Source organism: Luteimonas sp. 100069 (assembly GCF_003813845.1).
In the GTDB taxonomy this organism is placed as follows: domain Bacteria; phylum Pseudomonadota; class Gammaproteobacteria; order Xanthomonadales; family Xanthomonadaceae; genus Luteimonas; species Luteimonas chenhongjianii.
The window spans coordinates 1,279,127-1,298,953 of the sequence record NZ_RPFN01000001.1; the positions used below are offsets into that span (position 1 = coordinate 1,279,127).

Here is a 19,827-nt window from a genome sequence, read left to right on the forward strand (position 1 = left end):
GCCGAATTCGATCCCAAGAGATCCGATGGACCAGACTTTCATCAATCGCGTCGTCGAGGCCGCCCTGCTCGCCTCCTCGCAGCCGCTGAGCCTGTCGCAGCTCGAGACGCTGTTCACGCTCGACGAACCCGCGCCCGAGGGCAGCCTCAAGCAGGCGCTCGTCGAGCTGCAGGCCGCGTGCGTCGATCGCGGCGTGGAACTGGTGGAGCTGGCCTCGGGCTGGCGCTACCAGGTACGCAGCGACGTGCATGCCTGGGTGTCTCGGCTGTGGACCGAGCGCCAGACCAGGTACACCCGTGCCACGCTGGAAACCCTGGCGCTGATCGCCTATCGCCAGCCGATCACCCGCGGCGAGATCGAGCAGGTGCGCGGCGTGGCGACCAACAGCAACATCATCAAGGCGCTCGAGGAGCGCGAGTGGATCCGCGTCGTCGGCCACCGCGACATGCCCGGCCGCCCGGAACTGCTCGGCACCACCAAGGCCTTTCTCGATTACTTCGGCCTGCGGCGGCTCGACGATCTGCCGCCGCTCTCGGAGCTCAAGGATTTCGCCGAGCTCGATCCGCAGCTTCGCTTCGCCGGCACCGATACCGAGACCGACCGCACGGTCGGCGGCATCGGGTCGTCGGACACTGCGGAAGCGGACGCCGACACCGACACCGACACCGACGACGATGCAGATACACGGGGCGCACATCCGTCCGACCCCGACCAGGAAACCGGCGCGGTCGGCACAGATGAGTCCGCTGGCGAAGACGACGCTGATATCGACGCCGGCTCCATTTCCGATGCCGGTAGCGCCGTATCCGACGATACCGATGTTCAAGCCCCTCAACGGGACGATGGCGGCACGACTGCCGACGCCGGTCCCGACGCCATCCCGCCGGACGATACGTCCGGCGACGACACCTCGACAGACGAAGACAACGCCCTCGCCGTAGACGGCGACAGCGATCGGAGCCATACATGACGCAGCAACGCAATACCGACAAACCCACCCGCTCACCGCTTTCGCTCAAGCGCGGTGAAGCCGCGACCGCCGATGCCGCCCCCAAGCTCGAGGAGCGCCTGCACAAGGTGCTCGCGCAGGCGGGCCTGGGCTCACGCCGCGCGCTCGAGCAGCGCATCGCCGATGGCCTGGTCAAGGTCAACGGCGAAACCGCCCAGACCGGCATGTCGATCAAGGGCGGCGACCGCATCGAGCTCGACGGCAAGGTGTTCGTGGCCAGCGCGCTGACCGAGCCTGCGCGCGTGCTGATCTACAACAAGCCCGAAGGCGAGGTCACCACGCGCGAGGATCCCGAGGGCCGCCCGACGATTTTCGATGCCCTCCCCGCGCTCAAGGGCGCACGCTGGATCGCGATCGGCCGCCTCGACATCAACACCACCGGCCTGCTGCTGCTCACCACCGATGGCGAACTCGCCAACGCGATGATGCATCCCTCCTACGAGGTCGAGCGCGAGTACGTATGCCGCGTGCGGGCGCCCGAGGGCGAGGACACCGTGTCTGACAAGATCGTCGACCGCCTCAAGCGCGGCGTTGCGCTGGAGGACGGCCCGGCTAAGTTCGACGCGATCGAACGCATCGGCGGCACCGATTCACATGACTGGTTCCAGGTTCTGCTCAAGGAGGGTCGCAACCGCGAGGTGCGCCGCCTGTGGGAATCGCAAGGCTGCCAGGTCAGTCGCCTCAAGCGCGTGCGCTACGGCAATGTCACGTTGCCCCAGCCGTTGTTGCGCGGACAGTCGCAGGAACTTCCCGACGCCCAGGTCGAGGCCTTGCGCAAGGAGCTCAAGCTCGAGGAAGGCCCGCCGCCGGCACTGACGCTGCAGCCGGTCATCGGCCAGCGCAAGGCCACCAAGTCGACCGTACACCTGGGCAAGGGCGGTGCGGGCAAGGCCTATGTCAACGGCCAGAACAGCGGCGCCGACGAAGGTCGCGAGCTGCGGCGCTTCGACAACGTGCGCGAGGACCGCGGCCGTGGCCGTGGCGGCCCCCGCAAGCCGCACGGCGGCCTGACCGTCACGGGCGACGCCGCGGCCAAGCAGTCGCAGCGCCCGTTCAAGCAGCGCGCCGACAAGGGTGCGCGCGGCCTGCCCGAAGGCAATCCCGCCGCGTTCCGCACCTGGTATGTGCCCGATGGCGTGGAGACCGGCCCCAGTGGCCACCGCAATGCCGACGGCCGCGGCCCCAAGAAGCCCTATGGCGGCGCCGGTGGTCCCGGTGCAGGCAAGAAGCGTGGACCCGGCGGTCCGGGCGGTGGCGGACAGGGTCCGCGCGGCGCCGGCGGCGGTGGTCCGCGGGGCGGCGGCGGACCGGCGCCATGGGCGTCCCGGCCAGCCGGTGGCGGCGGTGGTGGTGGCGGTGGCGGTGGTCCCGGCCGGCCGCGTGCACCCTACGGCCATCCCGACAGCGCGCCGAACTTCCCGTCCGATCACGCCAACCCCGGCAGCTTCAATCCCAACGCCGCGCCGCGCGGCCCGCGTCCGGGCGGCAATCGCGGACCGAAGGGTCCCGGTGGTCCGGGCGGTCGCGGCCCGGGCGGCCCCGGTGGCGGCAACCGCGCTCCGGGCGGACGCCCGCCGGGCGGCGGCAACCGCGGCCCGCGCGGCGGCGGTCGCTGATCGCACATTTGCTGCATGATCTGACGCACGGGGCCTTCGGGCCCCGTGTCGTGTCTGCCGGAGGGACTCCGCACATGCGCAGATGCATCGGACGCATCCGTCTCACCGGGGCATTGGCGCGGCGCTGACCTGGCCTGCTGCCATACGGCGCTTGAGCGCGGTGCTTCACTCGAGGCGGACGACCCCCGGCGGAATCCACAAGCGCTCCGTCACTGCGACAGCGACGGAGCAGGCGCGCGGTGATCGCATCGCCCCAACCGGCGCCGCAGGATCAGTGGAAATCCCGTGAGGGCAGCTGCATGCCGCCGAGCATGCCGCTGAGGTCTTCGAGATCGCCGGCGATCAGGTGGGCCACGCCGTCCACGCGCTCCCAGCGTCCGCGCACCGCCATCAATCGCGATTCCAGCAAGGCCCGGCGGCGGCGCAGCGCCAGATGCGGCCAGACGATCACGTTGATCATGCCGGTCTCGTCCTCGAGGGTGACGAAGATCGTGCCCTTGGCCGTGCCCGGTCGCTGCCGCTGGGTCACCAGCCCGGCGACATGCACGCCGCTGCCGTGCCTGCGCTGCTGCAACTCGCGCAGGCCGATGATCCGGCGTTCGGCCATGCGCGGGCGCAGCAGGGCCATCGGATGCGGCCCCAGGGTCAGGCCGGTGCTGCGGTAATCGGCGAGGATCTCCTCGCCGGCACGCGGCCTGGGCAGTTCCACCGGCACTTCCTCCGGACTGCCCGGCAACAGCGGCCGCTGCCGCTCGATGCCGGCGACGGCCCAGCGCGCCGCATTGCGATGACCGGCCAGAGACGCCAGGGCGCCGGATTCGGCCAGCACGCTGCGGGCCTTCTCGTCGAGGCGCGCACGCAGGCACAGATCCTCCACACTGGAAAAGGGCCGCTGTCGCCGCGCCGCCACCACGGCGTCGGCCATGGCCATGGACAGGCCGGCGACCATCCGCAGGCCGAGCCGGATGTCGGGCTGGATGCCGGCATCGCCCTGCCCTTGCGCGATGCGCCCGCCGACCAGGGTGCAGTCGTGTTCGCTGTGCATCACGTCGACCGGCAACACGGTGACCGGTGCGCGATGGGCACTGCCGCGGCGGGCGTCCTGCACGATCTGGCTCGGCGAATAGAAGCCCATCGGCTGCGAATTGAGCAGGCCGCAGGCGAACGCGGCTGGCTCATGGCGCTTGAGCCAGCAACTGGCATAGACCAGTTTGGCGAACGAGGCGGCATGACTCTGTGGGAACCCGTAGGAGCCGAAGCCCTTGATCTGTTCGAAGATCTGGTCGATGAATTCCGGCGAGTAATCCTTTGCGGCCATCAGTTGCCGGATCCGCGCACGATGCGGCTCCATGTCGCCGCCGCGTCGCCAGGCGGCCATCGAGCGCCGCAGCTGGTCGGCTTCCGCATGGGAGTAGCCGGCATGGATCACCAGCTCCATGACCTGCTCCTGGAACAGCGGCACGCCGAGCGTCGGACCGAGGATCTCGCGCACCCCCTCCGACGGGTACGTGACCGCTTCGTGACCCTGCCGGCGGCGCAGATAGGGATGCACCATGTCGCCCTGGATCGGGCCGGGGCGTACGATCGCGACCTCGATCACCAGGTCGTAGAACACCTTCGGCTTGAGCCTGGGCAGCATCGCCATCTGCGCGCGCGACTCGATCTGGAACACACCGACGGTGTCGGCAATCTGGATCATCTCGTAGGTCGGCTGGTCTTCGGTCGGCAAGGTCGCGATCTCGAAGTCGCGCCCGCGATGTCCGCGCACCAGGTCCAGCGTCTTGCGGATGCAGGTCAGCATGCCAAGTGCCAGGCAGTCGACCTTGAGCAGCTTCATCGTCTCCAGATCGTCCTTGTCCCACTGGATGATGGTGCGGCCGTCCATTGCCGCGTTCTCCACCGGCACCAGATGCGAAAGCGGTTCGTTGGAGATCACGAAGCCGCCCACATGCTGCGACAGGTGCCGCGGATGGCCCCGCAGCATCTCGGTGATCACCAGGATCTTCGTGATCAGCGGATTGTCGAGATCGAAGCCGGCCTCGGTGATGCGCTGTTCCATCGGCGTTTCGCCGTTGCCCCATCCGTAGCAGTTGGCCAGCAGCGCAATATGGTCGGGCGGCAGGCCGAAGGCCTTGGCCACATCACGCACCGCGCTCTTGCCGCGATAGGCGATCACCGTGGCCGCCAGTGCGGCGCGCTCGCGACCGTACTTGGCATAGACGTACTGGATGACCTCCTCGCGCCGTTCGTGCTCGAAGTCGACGTCGATGTCCGGCGGCTCGTCGCGGTTGTCCGACAGGAAGCGCGCCATCAGCAGGCGGGTCTCGTCGGGATTGACCGCGGTAATGCCGAGCGCGTAGCAGACCGCGGAATTGGCCGACGAGCCGCGACCCTGGCACAGGATGTCCTGGCTGCGGGCGAAGCGGACGATATCGGCTACCGTCAGGAAGAACGCTTCATAGCCCTTGCGCGCGATCAACTTCAGTTCGTCCTCGATCAGTGCGCGCACCTTGGCGGTGGGACCCTGCGGCCAGCGGATCCGGATGCCCCGTTCCGTCAGCTCGCGCAGCCAGCTCGCCGGCGTATGTCCGTCGGGCACCAGTTCCACCGGATAGTCGTAATGCAGCTCGCGCATGCCGAAGCTGCAGCGCGCCGCGAGATCGGCGGCGGCCTGCATCAGCTCACGGCCGTAGATGTTGCCCAGTGCGCGCCGGCCACGCAGATGCCGTTCGCCGTTGCGGAACAGGTGTGCGCCGCAATCGGCGATCGGCGTGGTGTGGCGGATCGCGGTCAGCGTGTCCTGCAGGATGCGTTCGCGCCGTGTCGCCATGTGCACATCCCCACTGGCGAGCGCGGGCATGTCGAGCGTGCGCGCAAGCGCCTGCAACAATGCGAGACGTCCGGTGTCGTCGCATTCGCGGTGCAGTTCCACGGCCAGATGCGTGCGCTTTGGGAACACGTCCTGCAGCCAGGCGCCCTGCCCCGCCTCGGGCGCCGCGCCGGGTAGCCATACCGCGAACACGCCGGGCGTCTTTCCGCGGAATTCGGCTTCGACATCCGTCCGCGACAGCCGGTAACCGCCCTTGGTACCGGCGCGGCGCCCACGGGTGATCAGCGCGCACAGCTGCGCGTAACCCGCGCGGGTCTCGACCAGCAATACGAATCGGGTGTCGTCGAGCAGGCGGAACTCGCTGCCGACGATCAGCTTCAGGCCGGTTTCCTCCGAGGCCTCGAGCCCGCGCACGATGCCGGCGAGCGAGCATTCGTCGGTGATCGCGAGTGCGCTGTAGCCGCACTGCACGGCGCGTGCGAACAACTGCTCGGCGCTGGAGGCGCCGCGCAGGAACGAGAAGTCCGACAGACAATGCAGTTCCGCATAGGCGGGCAGATCGTCGGCGGTATCGTGCGCGACGTCGTCGTTGGCGGCAGCGCGCAGGCGCGAGGCCACGCGCAGGGCGCGCGGAACATGCGCCCCCGGTGTGTCGCGGCCGACCCCGTCGGTCGTATCGTCCCAGCTCATGCGAACCAGCCGTGCAGCATCCAGCCATCGAACCGGCCGGGCGGCACGAATGCCCAGCCGCGCTGGCCGTTGCCGGTTTCGACGACGTAGTAGTCACGGCGGGCGTCGCCGTCGTCCCACCAGCCGCTCTCCAGGCGTTCCGGACCGGAGAGGATGCGCAGGCCGGCGTCGCGCAGCGGCAGCGGCTGCGGTAACAGCCAGGCCGGGCGCTCCGGGCGCACCGGCGCTTCGGGAACCGGGCCGCTGCAGTCGCCGATCACGCGTGCCCAGGCGCGTTCCGGGCGAGGATCGTCGGCCGGCACGACCCGGTATACGGCATCGTCGCCGAGCCGGGCGCGCAGGCGTTCGCGCAGGTGCGGCCAGTCCAGCGCCTGCTGCGGCCGGCTGTCGAACAGGTCGCGCGCCGCCGGCACGAACGGCGGCAACTCGCGCGCGAGCAGGCGCATCGCGACCACCGGCCGCGCGATCGCCGTGCGCTCGAGCCGGTTGCGCGCAAGTTCGAACAGCATCGCCGGCGAACGTTCGGCCGCGAGCAGACCGACCTCGACATCGGTCAGGCCTTCGTCGTGCTCCAGGCGCACGACGAAGCGCTGCACCCCGCCGTCTCGCGCTGACAGATAAGTGCACAGGTCGTTGACCAGCCGGCGCAACGGAAACAGCAGCGGTGGATGCGCTTCCACCTCGTAGCCGAGTTCGACGCGCATGTCGAAATGGTCCGGCGGCGTGTAGCAGGCCACCGGATCGTCGGCCTCGCCATAGAGCCGGCGCAGGTGCGACAGCACCTCGATGCCGAAACGCCGTTGCACCGAGGCGGTAGGCAAGGCGCGCAGGGCGCCGAGCGTGCGCACGCCCATGCGGTACAGGTGCTCGCCGGCCTCGCCGGGCAGTGCCGCCCGGCGCACCGGGGTGCGGTCGAGCAGTACTGCCAGTTCGTCGGTCTTCCACACCGCCAGTCCATCGCGCAGCCCGACCAGCACGCGCGCGGCGGTGGGCGTGGGCGCCAAGGCGATGCGATGGCCGAAGCCCTGGGCCGCGAGTTCCTCGCGCAGCCGCGGTTCGAACCGCGACCAGGGTCCGAACAGGCGAAAACTCGCCTGGACCTCGAGCACGATCGCGCGCGGCCATTGCTGGCTGACCAGCGAGCTGTGGCGGTAGGCCCACGCCGCGAGGAAACGATGCCAGCGCGATTCGTCCTGCGGGTCGTAGGCCTGGGTACGGACATCGGCCAGCAGTGCATGGGCAGCGGACAGCCGCATGCCGGGTTTCAGCCCGTGGTCGGCAGCCGCGGCATTGACGCTGTGCAGGCGGCGCAACTGCGCGGGCCCGTCGACCAGGACGAACGGCGCGTCGGATTCCGGCTGACGACGGAGAACGGCGTCGAGCGCCAGCTGCGGCAGGAGAATGCAGGCCCAGAGCATGGCGGGATCATCAGCCCGCCAGTCGCAGCGGCTGCGACGGAATCCGTCCGCCGCGACATTTGCGCACCTGCCAGGCCTGCACCTCGGGCAGGAATTCCATGCGCAACGCGGCCGGCGAGGGATTGGCCGCATGCAGCCGGTCGCGGATTGCGAAGGCATGGCAATCGCCACTGTCGGCCGCCACCTGCAGCCGTCGCATCAGCCGGGCATCGCCGGTGTCCGGCCACCCCAGCACCGCAGCGCAGGCGCCGCTGCGCAGGCATTGCTCGAAGGCCCAGAGCGCTTCGTCCTGCGTCGCCTCGACGACATCCAGTACATCCAGCCGCACCCCGGCCGCCTGCCAGGCCGGCGCATAGGGAATGCAGGGGGGCGCGATCAGCACCACCCGTCCGCCCGCGGCGGTGATGCGCGCCAACGCGGGGAACAACAGCGAGATCTCGCCGACCCCCTCGGCCGGCAGCAGCAGCTCGGTCAGCGCACGTGGTGGCCAGCCGCCGCTGGGCAGCACCGCATCGAGTGCGGCATGCCCGGTCGGCTGCCCCGCATCGAGCTGGGGTGCACCGCGCCCTGCTGGCCACACGGTACGTCCGGCCAGCAGGGCGTCCAGGGTCTGCGGGATCGCGGCCATCTCAGCCCTGCCGCAGCAGGCCGCAGTACAGGCCTTCGATCGAAAAATCCGCATCAGCTGCGACCACGATCGGTGCATGCGCCCGATTGCGGGGCAACAGGCGCACACCTTCCGGGCGGTGTTCGAGCCGCTTGATCGTGATCGCATCGTCCAGCCGCGCAACCACGATCTGGCCATCGCGCGCCTCGCGGCTGCGGTGCACCCCAACCAGATCGCCATCGAGGATGCCGTCGTCGATCATCGAGTCGCCCTCGACCCGCAGCAGGTAATCCGGGCGCAGCGAGAACAGGCTGCGGTCCAGCCACAGCACCCGGTCGCTGCCGATGTCCGCGCCGATCGGCACGCCTGCCGCGACCCGCCCCAGCACCGGCAACGCCGTCATCCGATCGCCCTGCCCCGGCAGCCGCAGGCCGCGCTTCTGGCCGGTCTGCAGTTCGATGAGGCCGGCGGCAACCAAGGCCTGCACATGCTTTTGGGCGGCATTGCGCGAAGCGAAACCGAAGGCCTCGGCGATCTCCGCCAGGCTCGGTGGCGCGCCGGCGGCGATGCGTTCACGCAGGAATTCAAGGATTGCCGCTCGCTGGGGGGACAGGCTGATCATGGTGTACATTTGTACACCTTGCGCCGTCGCGGCGCCATCGATTCCGCCTCGCAGGCCAGGACCTTCCGGCCCGGCCGCTGCCGCTGCCGCTGCCGCTGCCGCTGCCGCTGTCAGCTTAGCCCCCCCCCTGGGCGCGACCCCAGCTGGCGAGGGCAATGCCCGGCTCCTAGCATCAGCGCGTCCCGGACCGGAACCTCCCATGCAGCGTCAACGCCTCCTGTTTCCGGCGCCCGCCCAATGGACACGCTCGGCCTGGCAGGCGGCCACGATCGTGCTGCTGGCGCTGCTTGTCGCATCGAATGCCGCCTGGCTGCACGCCAGCAGCAGCGGCAGCGACAGGGGCGCCTATCCGCGCCAGCTGCCAGTGCCCCAGCGCGTGATCTATGAATACCCACGGCCCGCCGCAGGCTCCGCGAACACGCCCATGCAGGAGGCCTACCGCGCCACGCCGCTGGAGGCCGGCGAACGATGTGCTGGTGGGCAGATCATCCGCCGCCTGCCCAATGGCTGGGAAGGCAGCAACCGGCCCTGCAATCCCTGAGATCCATGAGGCGCCACGCGGTCACTGCCCGCGATGGTTGCAGACCGCCGAGACCCGATCGTTCAGACGACGCAGATCGTCATAGCGACGGCGGGTGCCGAGCTTGTGCAACACGGCTTCGCGATTGGCACGGGCCGCGGTGCAGCGTGCTTGCTGATCGTCGCCACGGCTGCGGGATACCCGCGGGGACACTCCGCGGCGTTCGCCGGCCCCGGGCGTCCGCCGTACAGGCGCATGGGAGACCGGGCTGGATGCGGCAAGCACCTCCGCCAACACAGGCGGCCCGTCCGCCGTCCAGGTCCGCAAGGGCGCGCCCTGGCTACAGGGTTCCGACTGATAGCTGTGTCCACCCCGGGCGTCGGCGCACTTGAACACCGATTGGGCATCCGTCGCGGACATCCCGCCCCACCACAGCACCAGCACACAGGCCATCCGCATCGGCACACCTCAGGCTCGAACAGCCGCCAAGCCTGCGGGCCGGCATTGCGGCGGGCCATCGTCGATCGCCGCGATCCCATGCGGGTCTGTTTCGGGGCCACCGGTCAGGAAACGGCGTGGGCTCAATCGCCGTCAGCGGACTGCGCATTGCGGACCGCATCCGCCCGCGCGGCGCGCAGGGCATCGAGCTTGTCCTTGAGCTTGAGTTCCATGCCACGCGCGACGGGCTGATAGTAAATCCGCTCGCCCATCGCATCCGGAAAGCCCGTCTGGTCGAGGGCAATGCCGCCTTCCGCGTCATGGTCGTACTGGTATCCGGTGCCGTAGCCCAGCTCTTTCATCAGTTTGGTCGGCGCATTGCGGATGTGCATGGGTACGTCCTGCGTACCGTATTCGCGCACGTCGCGCTTGGCCTGGTTGAAGGCCATGTAGGCGGCGTTGGATTTGGCGGTGCTGGCGAGATAGATCACCAGTTGCGCGAGGGCGAGATCGCCCTCGGGACTGCCGAGGCGGTCATAGGTTTCCCAGGCATCGATCGCCATCTGCAGGGCGCGCGGATCCGCCAGCCCGACGTCCTCGACCGCCATGCGCGTCATGCGCCGTGCGAGATAACCGGGATCGCAGCCGCCATCGAGCATCCGCGCCAGCCAGTACAGCGCGGCATCTGGATTCGAACTGCGCACGCATTTGTGCAGGGCCGAGATCTGGTCGTAGAACTGCTCGCCGCCCTTGTCGAAGCGGCGCGTGCGATCGGCCAGCACCTGCTCGATGGTGCCGGCCGTCACTTCCCCGCCCTCGCCCGCCAGTTCCGCTGCAATCTCCAGCAGCGTCAGCGCCCGGCGCACATCGCCATCGGCGGCCACCGCGATCAATCGCAGCAGGTCCTCGGCGATCCGCAGCCCGCGATCGCCGAGACCGCGCTGGGCATCGTCCAGGGCGCGGTGCAGGGATTGGAGGATGTCGTCGGGCGACACCGATTCCATGACGTGGACGCGGCAACGCGACAGCAGCGCGGAGTTCAGTTCGAACGACGGGTTCTCGGTGGTCGCGCCGACGAACACGATCGTGCCGCGTTCGATATGCGGCAGGAACGCATCCTGCTGGGTCTTGTTGAAGCGATGTACCTCGTCGACGAACAGCACCGTGCGGCGCCCGCCATCGAAACGGTGCGCAGCTTCGGCCAGCACCTGGCGCACTTCGGGCAGGCCGGACAGCACCGCCGAAATCGCCTTGAACTCTGCGTCCGCGTAATGGGCCAGCAGCAGCGCCAGGGTGGTCTTGCCGCAGCCCGGCGGCCCCCACAGCACCATCGAATGCACCTTGCCCGCCTCCACTGCCGTGCGCAGCGCCGTACCCTCGGCCAGCAGGCGTCGCTGCCCGACCATCTCGTCGAGCGTTGCGGGCCGCATGCGTTCCGCCAACGGGCGCATGGCGCTGCGATCGACCTGCAGCAGATCGCCGGTATCGGCGCGGGATGGGCGGGAACGGGGCACGCGGTTCAACCTGTCGGTGCACTGCAACGGAATGCGGACATGGCGATATTGCGGCAAGCGGACGTGATCACAACCACAAGCCGTCGTCTGGCGCAGCTGGCGCAGCTGGCGGGCAGCCTGCTGCTTTTCGCCGTATCGATGACGGCGGCCGCGGATTGGCGCCGCGATGCGGTGGAGACACTGTTACGCGAATCGGGCGAGCACCGGCTCGTGGTCCTTGGCGAGATGCATGGCACCCGCGAGGTTCCGTTGCTCGCCAGCGATCTGGTCGAGCATTGGAGCAGGACCGGACCTGTGCTGCTCGCACTGGAAATTCCGGTGCGTGAGCATGCGGCACTGCGCGCGGCAGTCACGGGCGGCAAAAACCCGATGACGGCGTATCTCCATGATCTGGATCCCGTCACGATTGACATCGCCGCCGAGCGCGGACAGTTCTGGGCCTGCCCGGAGGTCGACGCGTGCGGCGTGGTGACCATCAACCGCGCGCGCCCCAGTGGCCGTCAGCCTGAGCGCCTTACGACTATCGACTGGTGCTGCCCGCATTCACACCGATCCGTCAGGTGGGCGACACGGATCGATAGGCGCTTCGGCAATCGTTGCCTGCCACGGTAGAAACAGAAACGGCCACCCGAAGGTGGCCGCTCGTTTGCATGCAGCTCGTAGTGTGCGGGCGCGCGTGGTTATTCCTCGCCGACCACATCCACGCCCGCGGCAGGCGTGTAGCGGAAGGTGTCCGCCGCGAACGTCGGATTGCGCTTCCACCCGCTGAAGCCGATGGTCGTGCGCTGGCCGAGGGTGTCGTGGATTTCCATCCGGGTCGGCGTGCCGTCGCCGCCGAAGCCGATGCGTGCGCGTTCGAATGCGGCATTGTCGCTGCGCTTGGGCCGCAGCTCGAGCCAGTCCAGGCCACCAGATGTGCCGGCCTCGGTCACGACGAAATCGCGGTCGATCCGGGACGGGTCGATCAGTGCAGCCAGCGGGCTGTCCTGTTCCTGGCTGCCCTGCGGGCGGCGCGTGACCTGCTGCAGGTCGGGGTCATACACCCAGACGGTCCGTCCGTCGGCGACGATCAGCTGCGGATACGGCTTCACGTATTCCCAGCGGAACAGCCGCGGCGCCGACAGGGCCAGCGAGCCGCTGGAGCTTTCCTTGGTCCGGCCATTGCCATCGGCCACCTGCTGGGTGAACTGCGCTTCCAGGCCCTTGAGCCCACGGGTGAACTGATCGAGCTGCGGACGCGCATCGGCGGCCTGGGCGAGGCCGGCGACCGTGAGCACGGCGGTCGCGACGAACCAGCGGGAGTGGCGGAGCATCGTGCGCATGGCAAGGGCCTCGAAGTACTTGGGACGTAGGACCGGAGTGTGCGAATCAGCACCTGAATGCGGCAACGACAACGGAGCCCGGCGCCGGTTCCGTCCAGCACCGATTCACCGCGGGCCCGAGATTCAGCGCGGCGGTGGCGGCGGCGCGAGCACGCTGCGGTCGCCATTGTGCTCGGGCGGCGTCACCACACCCGCCGCTTCCATCGCCTCGACCAGACGCGCAGCGCGGTTGTAGCCGATCTTGAGCCGGCGCTGCACGCCGGAGATCGATGCGCGGCGCGTTTCGGTGACGATCTTGACCGCCTCGTCGTACAGCGGATCGCTCTCGTCGCCACCACCGCCGCCGCTTTCCGGCAGGCCGGTCGCACCGACCACGGTCCCGTCGCCCATGGTCTGCACTTCGTCGAGCACGCCTTCGATGTACTCGGCCTTGCCGCTCTGCTTGAGGTGTTCGACGACGCGGTGCACTTCCTCGTCGGAGACGAATGCCCCGTGCACGCGCTCGGGCAGCGCGGTGCCCGGCGGCAGGTAGAGCATGTCGCCGTGGCCGAGCAGCGTTTCCGCACCCGACTGGTCGAGGATGGTGCGCGAGTCGATCTTGGAGCTGACCTGGAAGGCGATGCGGGTGGGGATGTTGGCCTTGATCAGGCCGGTGATGACGTCGACCGAGGGGCGCTGGGTGGCCAGGATCAGATGGATGCCGGCCGCGCGCGCCTTCTGCGCCAGGCGCGCGATCAGTTCTTCGACCTTCTTGCCGACGATCATCATCATGTCGGCGAATTCGTCGATGAAGATGACGATGTAGGGCAGCGGCTCGAGCAGTTCGGCGACGTCGCTCGATTCCGGGTTCGGCCGGAACAGCGGATCGGACATGGGCTGCCCTGCCTCCTGAGCGTCCCTGACCTTCTTGTTGAAACCGGCCAGGTTGCGCACGCCCACCGCGCTCATCAGCTTGTAGCGGCGCTCCATTTCCGCCACGCACCAGCGCAGGCCGTTCGCGGCCTCCTTCATGTCGGTGACCACCGGCGCCAGCAGGTGCGGGATCCCCTCGTAGACGCTGAGCTCGAGCATCTTCGGGTCGATCATCAGCATGCGCAGGTCTTTCGGCGAGGCCTTGAACAGCAGGCTCAGCACCATCGCGTTGACCGCCACCGACTTGCCCGAGCCCGTGGTACCAGCGACCAGCAGATGCGGCATGCGCGCGAGATCGGCCACGACCGACTGTCCGCCGATGCCCTTGCCGAGCGCCAGGGTGAGCGGACTGGCCGACTTGTCGTATTCCCTGGAGCGCAGCAGCTCGGAGAGATAGATCATCTCCCGGCGCACGTTCGGGATTTCCAGGCCGATCACCGACTTGCCCGGAATCACGTCGACCACGCGCACCGCCTTGACCGACAGGCCGCGCGCGATGTCCTTGTCGAGCGAGCTGATCTGGCTGACCTTGACCCCGGGCGCGGGCTCCATCTCGAAGCGCGTGATCACGGGACCGGGCTGTGCTTCCTTGACTTCCACGTCGATGCGGAAGTCCTTGAGCTTGAACTCGATCTGCCGCGACAGGGTTTCCAGCGTCTCCTCGTCGTAGCCGTTGGGCTGCGGCTTGGGATCATCGAGCAGCGACAGCGGCGGCAGGTCCGAACCGTTGGCGCCCACGCCATGGAACATCGGGATCTGCTGCTCGCGCTTGGCGCGTTCGCTCTTCTCGACCACTGGCGGCGTGGCGGGCGGCTCGATCCTGACCGGTGCGCGTTTGGCCCGCAGTTCGCTGTCGACCTTGCGCGCCTCGGTGCGCTCCTCGCGATGGACGCGCGCTTCCTTCCACTCGGTGGCCTGCTTGCTGCTGCGGCGGAACAGCTCAGGCAGCTTCAGGGCCCAGCCGCCGAGGCGATCCATCAGGGCAAACCACGACAGCCCGGTCGCCAGCGTGACCGACACCAGAAACAGCGCGAGCAGGAACAGATTGCCGCCGACCGGCCCGATCGCACCGAACAGCGAGTTGCCGACCAGCCGCCCGAGGATGCCGCCGCCACCGGCCGAGAGGTTCTCCACCGCCGGCAGCCGCAGATACAGCAGGCCGGTCGCCGAGACCAGAAAACCCACGATGCCCACCAGCCGCAGCGCCGGCCCGAAATCGGCGACGCCTTCGCGGTCGCGCTCCAGGCCGAACAATGCGATCCATGCGACCGCGCCGAGGATCAGCGGCAAGAGGAAGGCAACGTAGCCGCACAGGTGCAGCAGCACGTCCGCGATCCATGCGCCGACCGGCCCACCGACATTGTTCAGCGGCACGCTGACGTTGCCGGCGTTGGTCCAGCCCGGATCGGTGTGCGAGTAGGTGACCAGGCACGCCAGCAGATACAGCAGCAATGGCGCGATCAGGATCAGCGCAATGTCCCGGACCAGGCGCTGCCGGCGCGGATTGGGCGCCACATGGGCCGATGCCGCGGGAGCGGACTCCTGGGCGGCGCGGCGCGGGCGCTTGGCGCGGTCTGAAAGCGGGAGTGCCACCGTGCGTCTTTACCTGAGAAAGTCGGTACAGGCCTTTGATCTTACGTCAAAGTTTCATGCCCTGCAGCGCAGGGTGTACCAGCTTGCCGCCTTCGACGTTGATACCCCGGACCAATGCCTGGTTGTCGCGCCACTGGCCCGAGGCCAGCTTGTTGACCCACGGCAGGATCGCCGCGCAGATCGCCTGCGACGAAGTCTGCGGCACGGCGCCGGGCATGTTGGTCACGCAGAAGTGGGTGAGGCCCTCCTCGACGTAGGTGGGCTCCTTCCAGGTCGTTGCGCGCGAACTTTCGAAGCAGCCGCCCTGGTCGATCGAGATGTCGACGAGCACGCTGCCGTTCTCCATCGACTTCATCATCTCGCGGGTCACCACATGCGGCGCGACCGCACCGGTCACCAGCACCGCGCCGATGATCAGATCGGCCGATGCAACCTCGCGCGCGACCACTTCGTCATACGGATACAGGGCGGTCACGTTGTTGCCCAGGCGCATCATCTGGTCCATGCGGTCGGCGCGCTTCTCGAACACCACGACGTTGGAACCGCCGGCCGCGGCCAGTGCCGCCGAGGCACCGCCTGCCACGCCTGCGCCGAACACCACGACCTTGCCGCGCTCGGTCGACGGCAGGCCGCCAAGCAGCTTGCCCTTGCCGCCGAGCGGCTGGTGCAGGTAATGCGTGCCGACCTGGACGGCGATCTTGCCGGCGATCACCGACATCGGCGCCAGTAGCGGCAGGTCGCCGTTGTCGAGCTCCACGGTCTCGAAGGCAACGCCGGTCAGGCCGATGTCGAGCAGACGCCTGGTCAGCTCCGGCAGCGGGGCCAGATGCAGGTAGCAGAACAGCAGGTGGTCAGGGCGCAGCAGGGCGAGGTCGCCTTCGATCGGCTCCTTGACCTTGACGATCAACTGGCCCTTTTCGTACAGCGCGGCGGCATCAGGCGCGATCTTCACGCCCAGCCGGGTGTAGGCATCATCGGCGAAGCCGGACTTCAGGCCTGCGCCCTGCTGCACCCACACTTCGTGACCACGGTTGACCAGATCGCCCGCCGCGGCAGGTACCAGGGCCACGCGGCCTTCGAGGGTCTTGGTCTCACTGGGAATCCCGATACGCATGTCGCCGACTCCTGCACAAAAAACGCCGCTTGGGGCGGCGTGTCGCGAATGGATTGTTCCGGTCCGCTGACACGGCCGAACCTTGTTTTGCGGGGGGCGCACCGCCAAGCTATGGCTCACGTCAGGCCGCAGTGCCGCAAGCCCGCGAGTATACATGAGCGTCTCCAGCACCAGCCCCCGCCACATCCGTCTGCTGATCCTCGGATCGGGTCCTGCCGGATGGACCGCGGCCGTCTATGCGGCCCGTGCCAACCTCAAGCCGGTCGTCATCACCGGCATGCAGATGGGGGGGCAGCTGATGACCACCACCGAGGTCGACAACTGGCCGGGCGACCCCCACGGCCTGATGGGTCCGGATCTGATGGCGCGCATGCAGGCGCATGCCGAGCGCTTCGATACCGAGACCATTTTCGACCATATCCACACCGCCGACCTGTCGCAGCGCCCGTTCCGCCTCAAGGGCGACAGCGGCGAGTACACCGCCGACGCGCTCATCATCGCCACCGGTGCGACCGCCAAGTACCTCGGCCTGCCGTCGGAAGAGGCGTACAAGGGTCGCGGCGTCTCCGCGTGCGCCACCTGTGACGGCTTCTTCTACAAGGACCAGGACGTGGCCGTGGTTGGCGGCGGCAATACCGCGGTCGAGGAAGCGCTGTACCTGTCGAACATCGCGCGGACCGTCTACCTGGTCCATCGCCGCGACACGCTGCGCGCCGAGAAGATCATGCAGGACAAGCTCAACGCGAAGATCCAGGCCGGCAAGATCGTCCCCGTCTGGCACCACACCGTCGATGAAGTGCTCGGTAACGAGGCCGGCGTGACCGGCCTGCGCCTGAAGTCGGTGCAGGACGGCAGCACACGCGAGATCGCGGTCCACGGTTTCTTCGTCGCGATCGGCCATACACCCAACACCACGCTGTTCGAAGGCCAGCTGGCGATGAACAACGGCTACCTCGAGATCCGCTCGGGCATCGACGGCAACGCGACCGCGACCAACGTGCCCGGCGTGTTCGCCGCCGGCGACGTGACCGACCAGCACTACCGGCAGGCGATCACCTCGGCCGGGTTCGGCTGCATGGCCGCGCTCGACGCCGAACGCTTCCTCGACCAGCAGAGCTGAGCCGGCGGCGTCGACGACGCGCATGGACAACGAGCTACGGCAGGGCTTCTTCCCCGTGAGCTGGCGGGTGTTGCCGCCGCTCACATGGCGGCTTCGGCGGGCGGGATCGCTCCGCCGCCGTCCGCATCGCTGCTCACGCCTTGCGCCGGCCAGGCCCACTTCGAGGCGCCTCGGATGATCCAGGCCCTAGAGCTTCGGCCGTGACGCAGGCCGCAGGCGAAATCCGGGTATTAACGTCGCTGACCGGCGTTGCCGCGGGCGACTGGGATGCCTTGCACGATGGCGCCAACCCCTTTGTCGCCCACGCATTCCTGAGCGGCCTGGAACTTCACGGGTGCCTGCGCGAGGACTGGGGCTGGACGCCCAGGCACCTGACGCTCTGGCGCGATGGAACGCTCGTTGCGGCGGCGCCCGCGTACGCGAAGACCAATTCCCACGGCGAGTTCGTGTTCGACCATGCCTGGGCACGCGCCTACGCGCAGTACGGGCGGGACTATTTCCCCAAGCTTCTGTGCGCGGTGCCCTATTCGCCGGTCACCGGCCCGCGCCTGCTCGCGAGCAACACGCATGACCGTCGGGCACTGGCGGACGCATTGCAGGCGCTGGCGCGCGCAGCCGGTTGGTCATCGGCCCACGTGAACTTCCACGCGTCAGCCGAGGGTGACGCCTTCGACGCGGACTGGCTCGCCCGCATCGACGTGCAGTACCACTGGCGCAACCCGGGCGACTGGTCGACCTTCGACGACTATCTCGGCGCGATGGACCACAAGCATCGCAAGAACATCCGCCAGGAGCGGGCCAAGGTCGCGCGCGCCGGCGTGACCTTCCGGGTGCTGCACGGCGACGAAGCCAGTGATGACGAGCTCGCGACGATGTACCGCTTCTACCTGCAGACCTTCGCCGAGTACGGCAACTCGCCCGCGCTGACGCTCGATTTCCTGCGCCACCTCGCCGCGACGATGCCGCGCCAGCTGGTGCTGGTTCTGGCCGATCTGGGCGACACGCCCATCGCCGGTGCATTGTGTCTGCGCGGTGCCGACACGCTCTACGGCCGCTACTGGGGCGCGATCGCCACCCTGCCCGGCCTGCACTTCGAAACCTGCTACTACCAGGGCATCGACTACTGTCTGCGGATGGGCCTGCGCCGCTTCGAACCCGGCGCGCAGGGCGAACACAAGCTTGCGCGCGGATTCCTGCCCACGCTGGTGCACAGCCGGCACTGGGTCGCCGATCCAGCGTTCCGCGAGGCGCTGCGCAACTGGTGCGGTCAGGAGGCCGAGGCCGTCCGCGCGCACGCAGCGACGCTGGCCGCCGCCAGCCCGTTCCGCGGCGCTCGACCGTGAGTCAGCATCTGCCCCGCCTCGGGCTGGATCCGGAGGCACCGTTTCCGGCGGTCGGGACTGCGCTGCAGCGGCCCGATGGGCTGCTGGCGTTCGGCGGCGATCTGTCGGTGACACGCCTGTGCAATGCCTACCGCCACGGCATCTTTCCGTGGTTCTCCGAAGGCCAGCCGATCCTCTGGTGGTCGCCTGATCCGCGCACCGTATTCGAAACCGCGACGCTGCGGCCCAACCGCCGGCTGGCACGCGCACTGCGCAACAGCGGCTGGGCCCTGCGCGCCGACAGCGCCTTCGAGCACGTCGTGGCCGCATGCGCGAACGCACCGCGACCCGGTCAGGACGGCACCTGGATCACCCGGGCGATGCAGGATGCCTATGTGCGACTGCATGCGGCAGGCCTCGCCCACAGTGTCGAGGTATTCGACGGCGACGAGCTGGTCGGCGGCATCTACGGAGTGGCGATCGGCCGGATGTTCTTCGGCGAAAGCATGTTCAGCGCGCGATCCGGCGGTTCCAAGGCGGCGCTGATGGGGCTGGCCCGGCAGATGCGCCGCTGGGAGATGCCGTTGATCGACGCTCAGCTCGACAACCCGCATCTGCAGATGCTGGGGGCGACATCCTGGCCGCGCGAACGCTTCGTCGCGGCGCTTGCTGCACTGGTCACGCGCCCCGCCGCAGTCGAAGGGAGTTGGCACGGAGCGTTCGGCCGGCTCGAAGCAGCCCGGCTGGCTGAACCCGACTGATCCGAGCCGCAGGATCTTTTGCATCGTCTGCCGCCGCGTGCGAGAATACCTCGCTTTGCTGGCGAGAGCCCGGTCGTGACCTGGCCGCCCGCCGCATCCCTCAACAACGGATATTCCAGACGAATGGCGAAAGATGACGTCATCGAGTTCGAAGGCGCGGTCTCCGAGACCCTCCCGAACACCATGTTCCGGGTGAAGCTCGAGAACGGCCACGAAATCATTGCGCACATCTCCGGCCGCATGCGCAAGAACTACATTCGGATCCTGACCGGCGACCGGGTCAAGGTCGAGATGACGCCCTACGATCTCACCAAAGGCCGCATCACTTACCGCATGAAGTAAGCGCAGGCATTGCGATGCGTGTTGGAAGGCAGCCTTGGCTGCCTTCTTTCGTTTGGGTGGCCGCAGCGCGCGGCACA

The 19,827-nt window shown here is 68.5% G+C and carries 16 protein-coding genes; 8 read left to right on the forward strand and 8 right to left on the reverse strand.

Translation table 11 applies throughout. The annotated features are described in order from the left end of the window. Positions 1–25 precede the first annotated feature (25 nt). Both scpB and EGK76_RS05670 read left to right on the forward strand, forming a co-directional pair. Positions 26–970, forward strand: a complete 945-nt coding sequence (gene scpB / locus EGK76_RS15780; RefSeq protein WP_123831921.1) for an SMC-Scp complex subunit ScpB — start codon at positions 26–28, stop codon at positions 968–970. Then, a complete protein-coding gene (locus EGK76_RS05670; protein ID WP_096298405.1) occupies positions 967–2,625 on the forward strand; it encodes a pseudouridine synthase in 1,659 nt (552 codons plus the stop codon). Before scpB ends, EGK76_RS05670 begins: the two co-directional genes overlap by 4 nt. Positions 2,626–2,896: 271 nt before the next feature. Here EGK76_RS05670 and EGK76_RS05675 read toward each other — a convergent pair whose 3' ends face one another. Genes EGK76_RS05675 through lexA form a run of 4 tightly spaced genes read right to left on the reverse strand, consistent with a single transcriptional unit; the run spans position 2,897 to position 8,792 of the window. After that, a complete protein-coding gene (locus EGK76_RS05675) occupies positions 2,897–6,145 on the reverse strand; it encodes an error-prone DNA polymerase (protein WP_123831922.1) in 3,249 nt (1,082 codons plus the stop codon). After that, entirely contained in the window at positions 6,142–7,563 is a 1,422-nt protein-coding gene (locus EGK76_RS05680; RefSeq protein WP_123831923.1) for a DNA polymerase Y family protein, read from the reverse strand. Before EGK76_RS05680 ends, EGK76_RS05675 begins: the two co-directional genes overlap by 4 nt. 10 nt (positions 7,564–7,573) lie before the next feature. Further along, entirely contained in the window at positions 7,574–8,191 is a 618-nt protein-coding gene (gene imuA, locus EGK76_RS05685; protein ID WP_123831924.1) for a translesion DNA synthesis-associated protein ImuA, read from the reverse strand. A 1-nt stretch (position 8,192) separates the two neighbouring features. Continuing rightward, positions 8,193–8,792 carry a transcriptional repressor LexA gene (lexA, locus tag EGK76_RS05690; RefSeq protein ID WP_123831925.1) on the reverse strand — a complete coding sequence of 200 codons (600 nt, stop codon included), beginning with the start codon at positions 8,790–8,792 and terminating at the stop codon, positions 8,193–8,195. Between the two features lie 199 nt (positions 8,793–8,991). Between lexA and EGK76_RS05695 the strand changes: the two genes are divergently transcribed. Next, entirely contained in the window at positions 8,992–9,333 is a 342-nt protein-coding gene (locus EGK76_RS05695) for a hypothetical protein (protein WP_123831926.1), read from the forward strand. A 560-nt stretch (positions 9,334–9,893) separates the two neighbouring features. Here the strand turns inward: EGK76_RS05695 and EGK76_RS05700 are convergent. Continuing rightward, positions 9,894–11,201, reverse strand: coding sequence for a replication-associated recombination protein A (locus tag EGK76_RS05700; protein ID WP_096300531.1), 1,308 nt, complete (start codon positions 11,199–11,201; stop codon positions 9,894–9,896). A 102-nt stretch (positions 11,202–11,303) separates the two neighbouring features. On the opposite strand from EGK76_RS05700, the gene EGK76_RS05705 reads away from it, so the two are divergent. Next, positions 11,304–11,876, forward strand: coding sequence for a hypothetical protein (locus EGK76_RS05705; protein WP_123831927.1), 573 nt, complete (start codon positions 11,304–11,306; stop codon positions 11,874–11,876). A 68-nt stretch (positions 11,877–11,944) separates the two neighbouring features. Here the strand turns inward: EGK76_RS05705 and lolA are convergent, their stop codons facing one another. The 3 genes from lolA to EGK76_RS05720 form a co-directional block, all read right to left on the reverse strand. Continuing rightward, on the reverse strand, positions 11,945–12,586 hold the full coding sequence (gene lolA, locus EGK76_RS05710) for an outer membrane lipoprotein chaperone LolA (RefSeq protein ID WP_096298393.1): 642 nt from the start codon (positions 12,584–12,586) through the stop codon (positions 11,945–11,947). Between the two features lie 123 nt (positions 12,587–12,709). After that, entirely contained in the window at positions 12,710–15,013 is a 2,304-nt protein-coding gene (locus EGK76_RS05715) for a DNA translocase FtsK (protein ID WP_233580200.1), read from the reverse strand. A gap of 124 nt (positions 15,014–15,137) precedes the next feature. Then, positions 15,138–16,205: an alanine dehydrogenase gene (locus tag EGK76_RS05720; protein ID WP_096298389.1), complete on the reverse strand. Its 1,068-nt coding sequence runs from the start codon at positions 16,203–16,205 to the stop codon at positions 15,138–15,140. Between the two features lie 154 nt (positions 16,206–16,359). On the opposite strand from EGK76_RS05720, the gene trxB reads away from it, so the two are divergent. From trxB to infA, 4 genes are all read left to right on the forward strand, one after another. Next, positions 16,360–17,325, forward strand: coding sequence for a thioredoxin-disulfide reductase (trxB, locus tag EGK76_RS05725; RefSeq protein ID WP_096298387.1), 966 nt, complete (start codon positions 16,360–16,362; stop codon positions 17,323–17,325). 200 nt (positions 17,326–17,525) lie between these two features. Continuing rightward, entirely contained in the window at positions 17,526–18,668 is a 1,143-nt protein-coding gene (locus EGK76_RS05730; RefSeq protein WP_233580170.1) for a GNAT family N-acetyltransferase, read from the forward strand. Then, positions 18,665–19,408, forward strand: coding sequence for a leucyl/phenylalanyl-tRNA--protein transferase (gene aat / locus EGK76_RS05735; RefSeq protein ID WP_123831929.1), 744 nt, complete (start codon positions 18,665–18,667; stop codon positions 19,406–19,408). Before EGK76_RS05730 ends, aat begins: the two co-directional genes overlap by 4 nt. Before the next feature lie 123 nt (positions 19,409–19,531). Continuing rightward, positions 19,532–19,750: a translation initiation factor IF-1 gene (gene infA, locus EGK76_RS05740; protein ID WP_055248081.1), complete on the forward strand. Its 219-nt coding sequence runs from the start codon at positions 19,532–19,534 to the stop codon at positions 19,748–19,750. Positions 19,751–19,827: the final 77 nt, after the last annotated feature.

Excerpts from the sequence above, each read along its gene's own strand:
- lexA (WP_123831925.1), bottom strand. The coding sequence starts at position 8,792 with ATGATCAGCCTGTCCCCCCAGCGAGCGGCAATCCTTGAATTCCTGCGT.
- imuA (WP_123831924.1), bottom strand. The coding sequence starts at position 8,191 with ATGGCCGCGATCCCGCAGACCCTGGACGCCCTGCTGGCCGGACGTACC.
- EGK76_RS05705 (WP_123831927.1), top strand. The coding sequence starts at position 11,304 with ATGGCGATATTGCGGCAAGCGGACGTGATCACAACCACAAGCCGTCGT.
- EGK76_RS05680 (WP_123831923.1), bottom strand. The coding sequence starts at position 7,563 with ATGCTCTGGGCCTGCATTCTCCTGCCGCAGCTGGCGCTCGACGCCGTT.
- EGK76_RS05675 (WP_123831922.1), bottom strand. The coding sequence starts at position 6,145 with ATGAGCTGGGACGATACGACCGACGGGGTCGGCCGCGACACACCGGGG.
- scpB (WP_123831921.1), top strand. The coding sequence starts at position 26 with ATGGACCAGACTTTCATCAATCGCGTCGTCGAGGCCGCCCTGCTCGCC.
- trxB (WP_096298387.1), top strand. The coding sequence starts at position 16,360 with ATGAGCGTCTCCAGCACCAGCCCCCGCCACATCCGTCTGCTGATCCTC.
- infA (WP_055248081.1), top strand. The coding sequence starts at position 19,532 with ATGGCGAAAGATGACGTCATCGAGTTCGAAGGCGCGGTCTCCGAGACC.
- EGK76_RS05695 (WP_123831926.1), top strand. The coding sequence starts at position 8,992 with ATGCAGCGTCAACGCCTCCTGTTTCCGGCGCCCGCCCAATGGACACGC.
- EGK76_RS05670 (WP_096298405.1), top strand. The coding sequence starts at position 967 with ATGACGCAGCAACGCAATACCGACAAACCCACCCGCTCACCGCTTTCG.
- lolA (WP_096298393.1), bottom strand. The coding sequence starts at position 12,586 with ATGCGCACGATGCTCCGCCACTCCCGCTGGTTCGTCGCGACCGCCGTG.
- EGK76_RS05720 (WP_096298389.1), bottom strand. The coding sequence starts at position 16,205 with ATGCGTATCGGGATTCCCAGTGAGACCAAGACCCTCGAAGGCCGCGTG.
- EGK76_RS05700 (WP_096300531.1), bottom strand. The coding sequence starts at position 11,201 with ATGCGCCCGTTGGCGGAACGCATGCGGCCCGCAACGCTCGACGAGATG.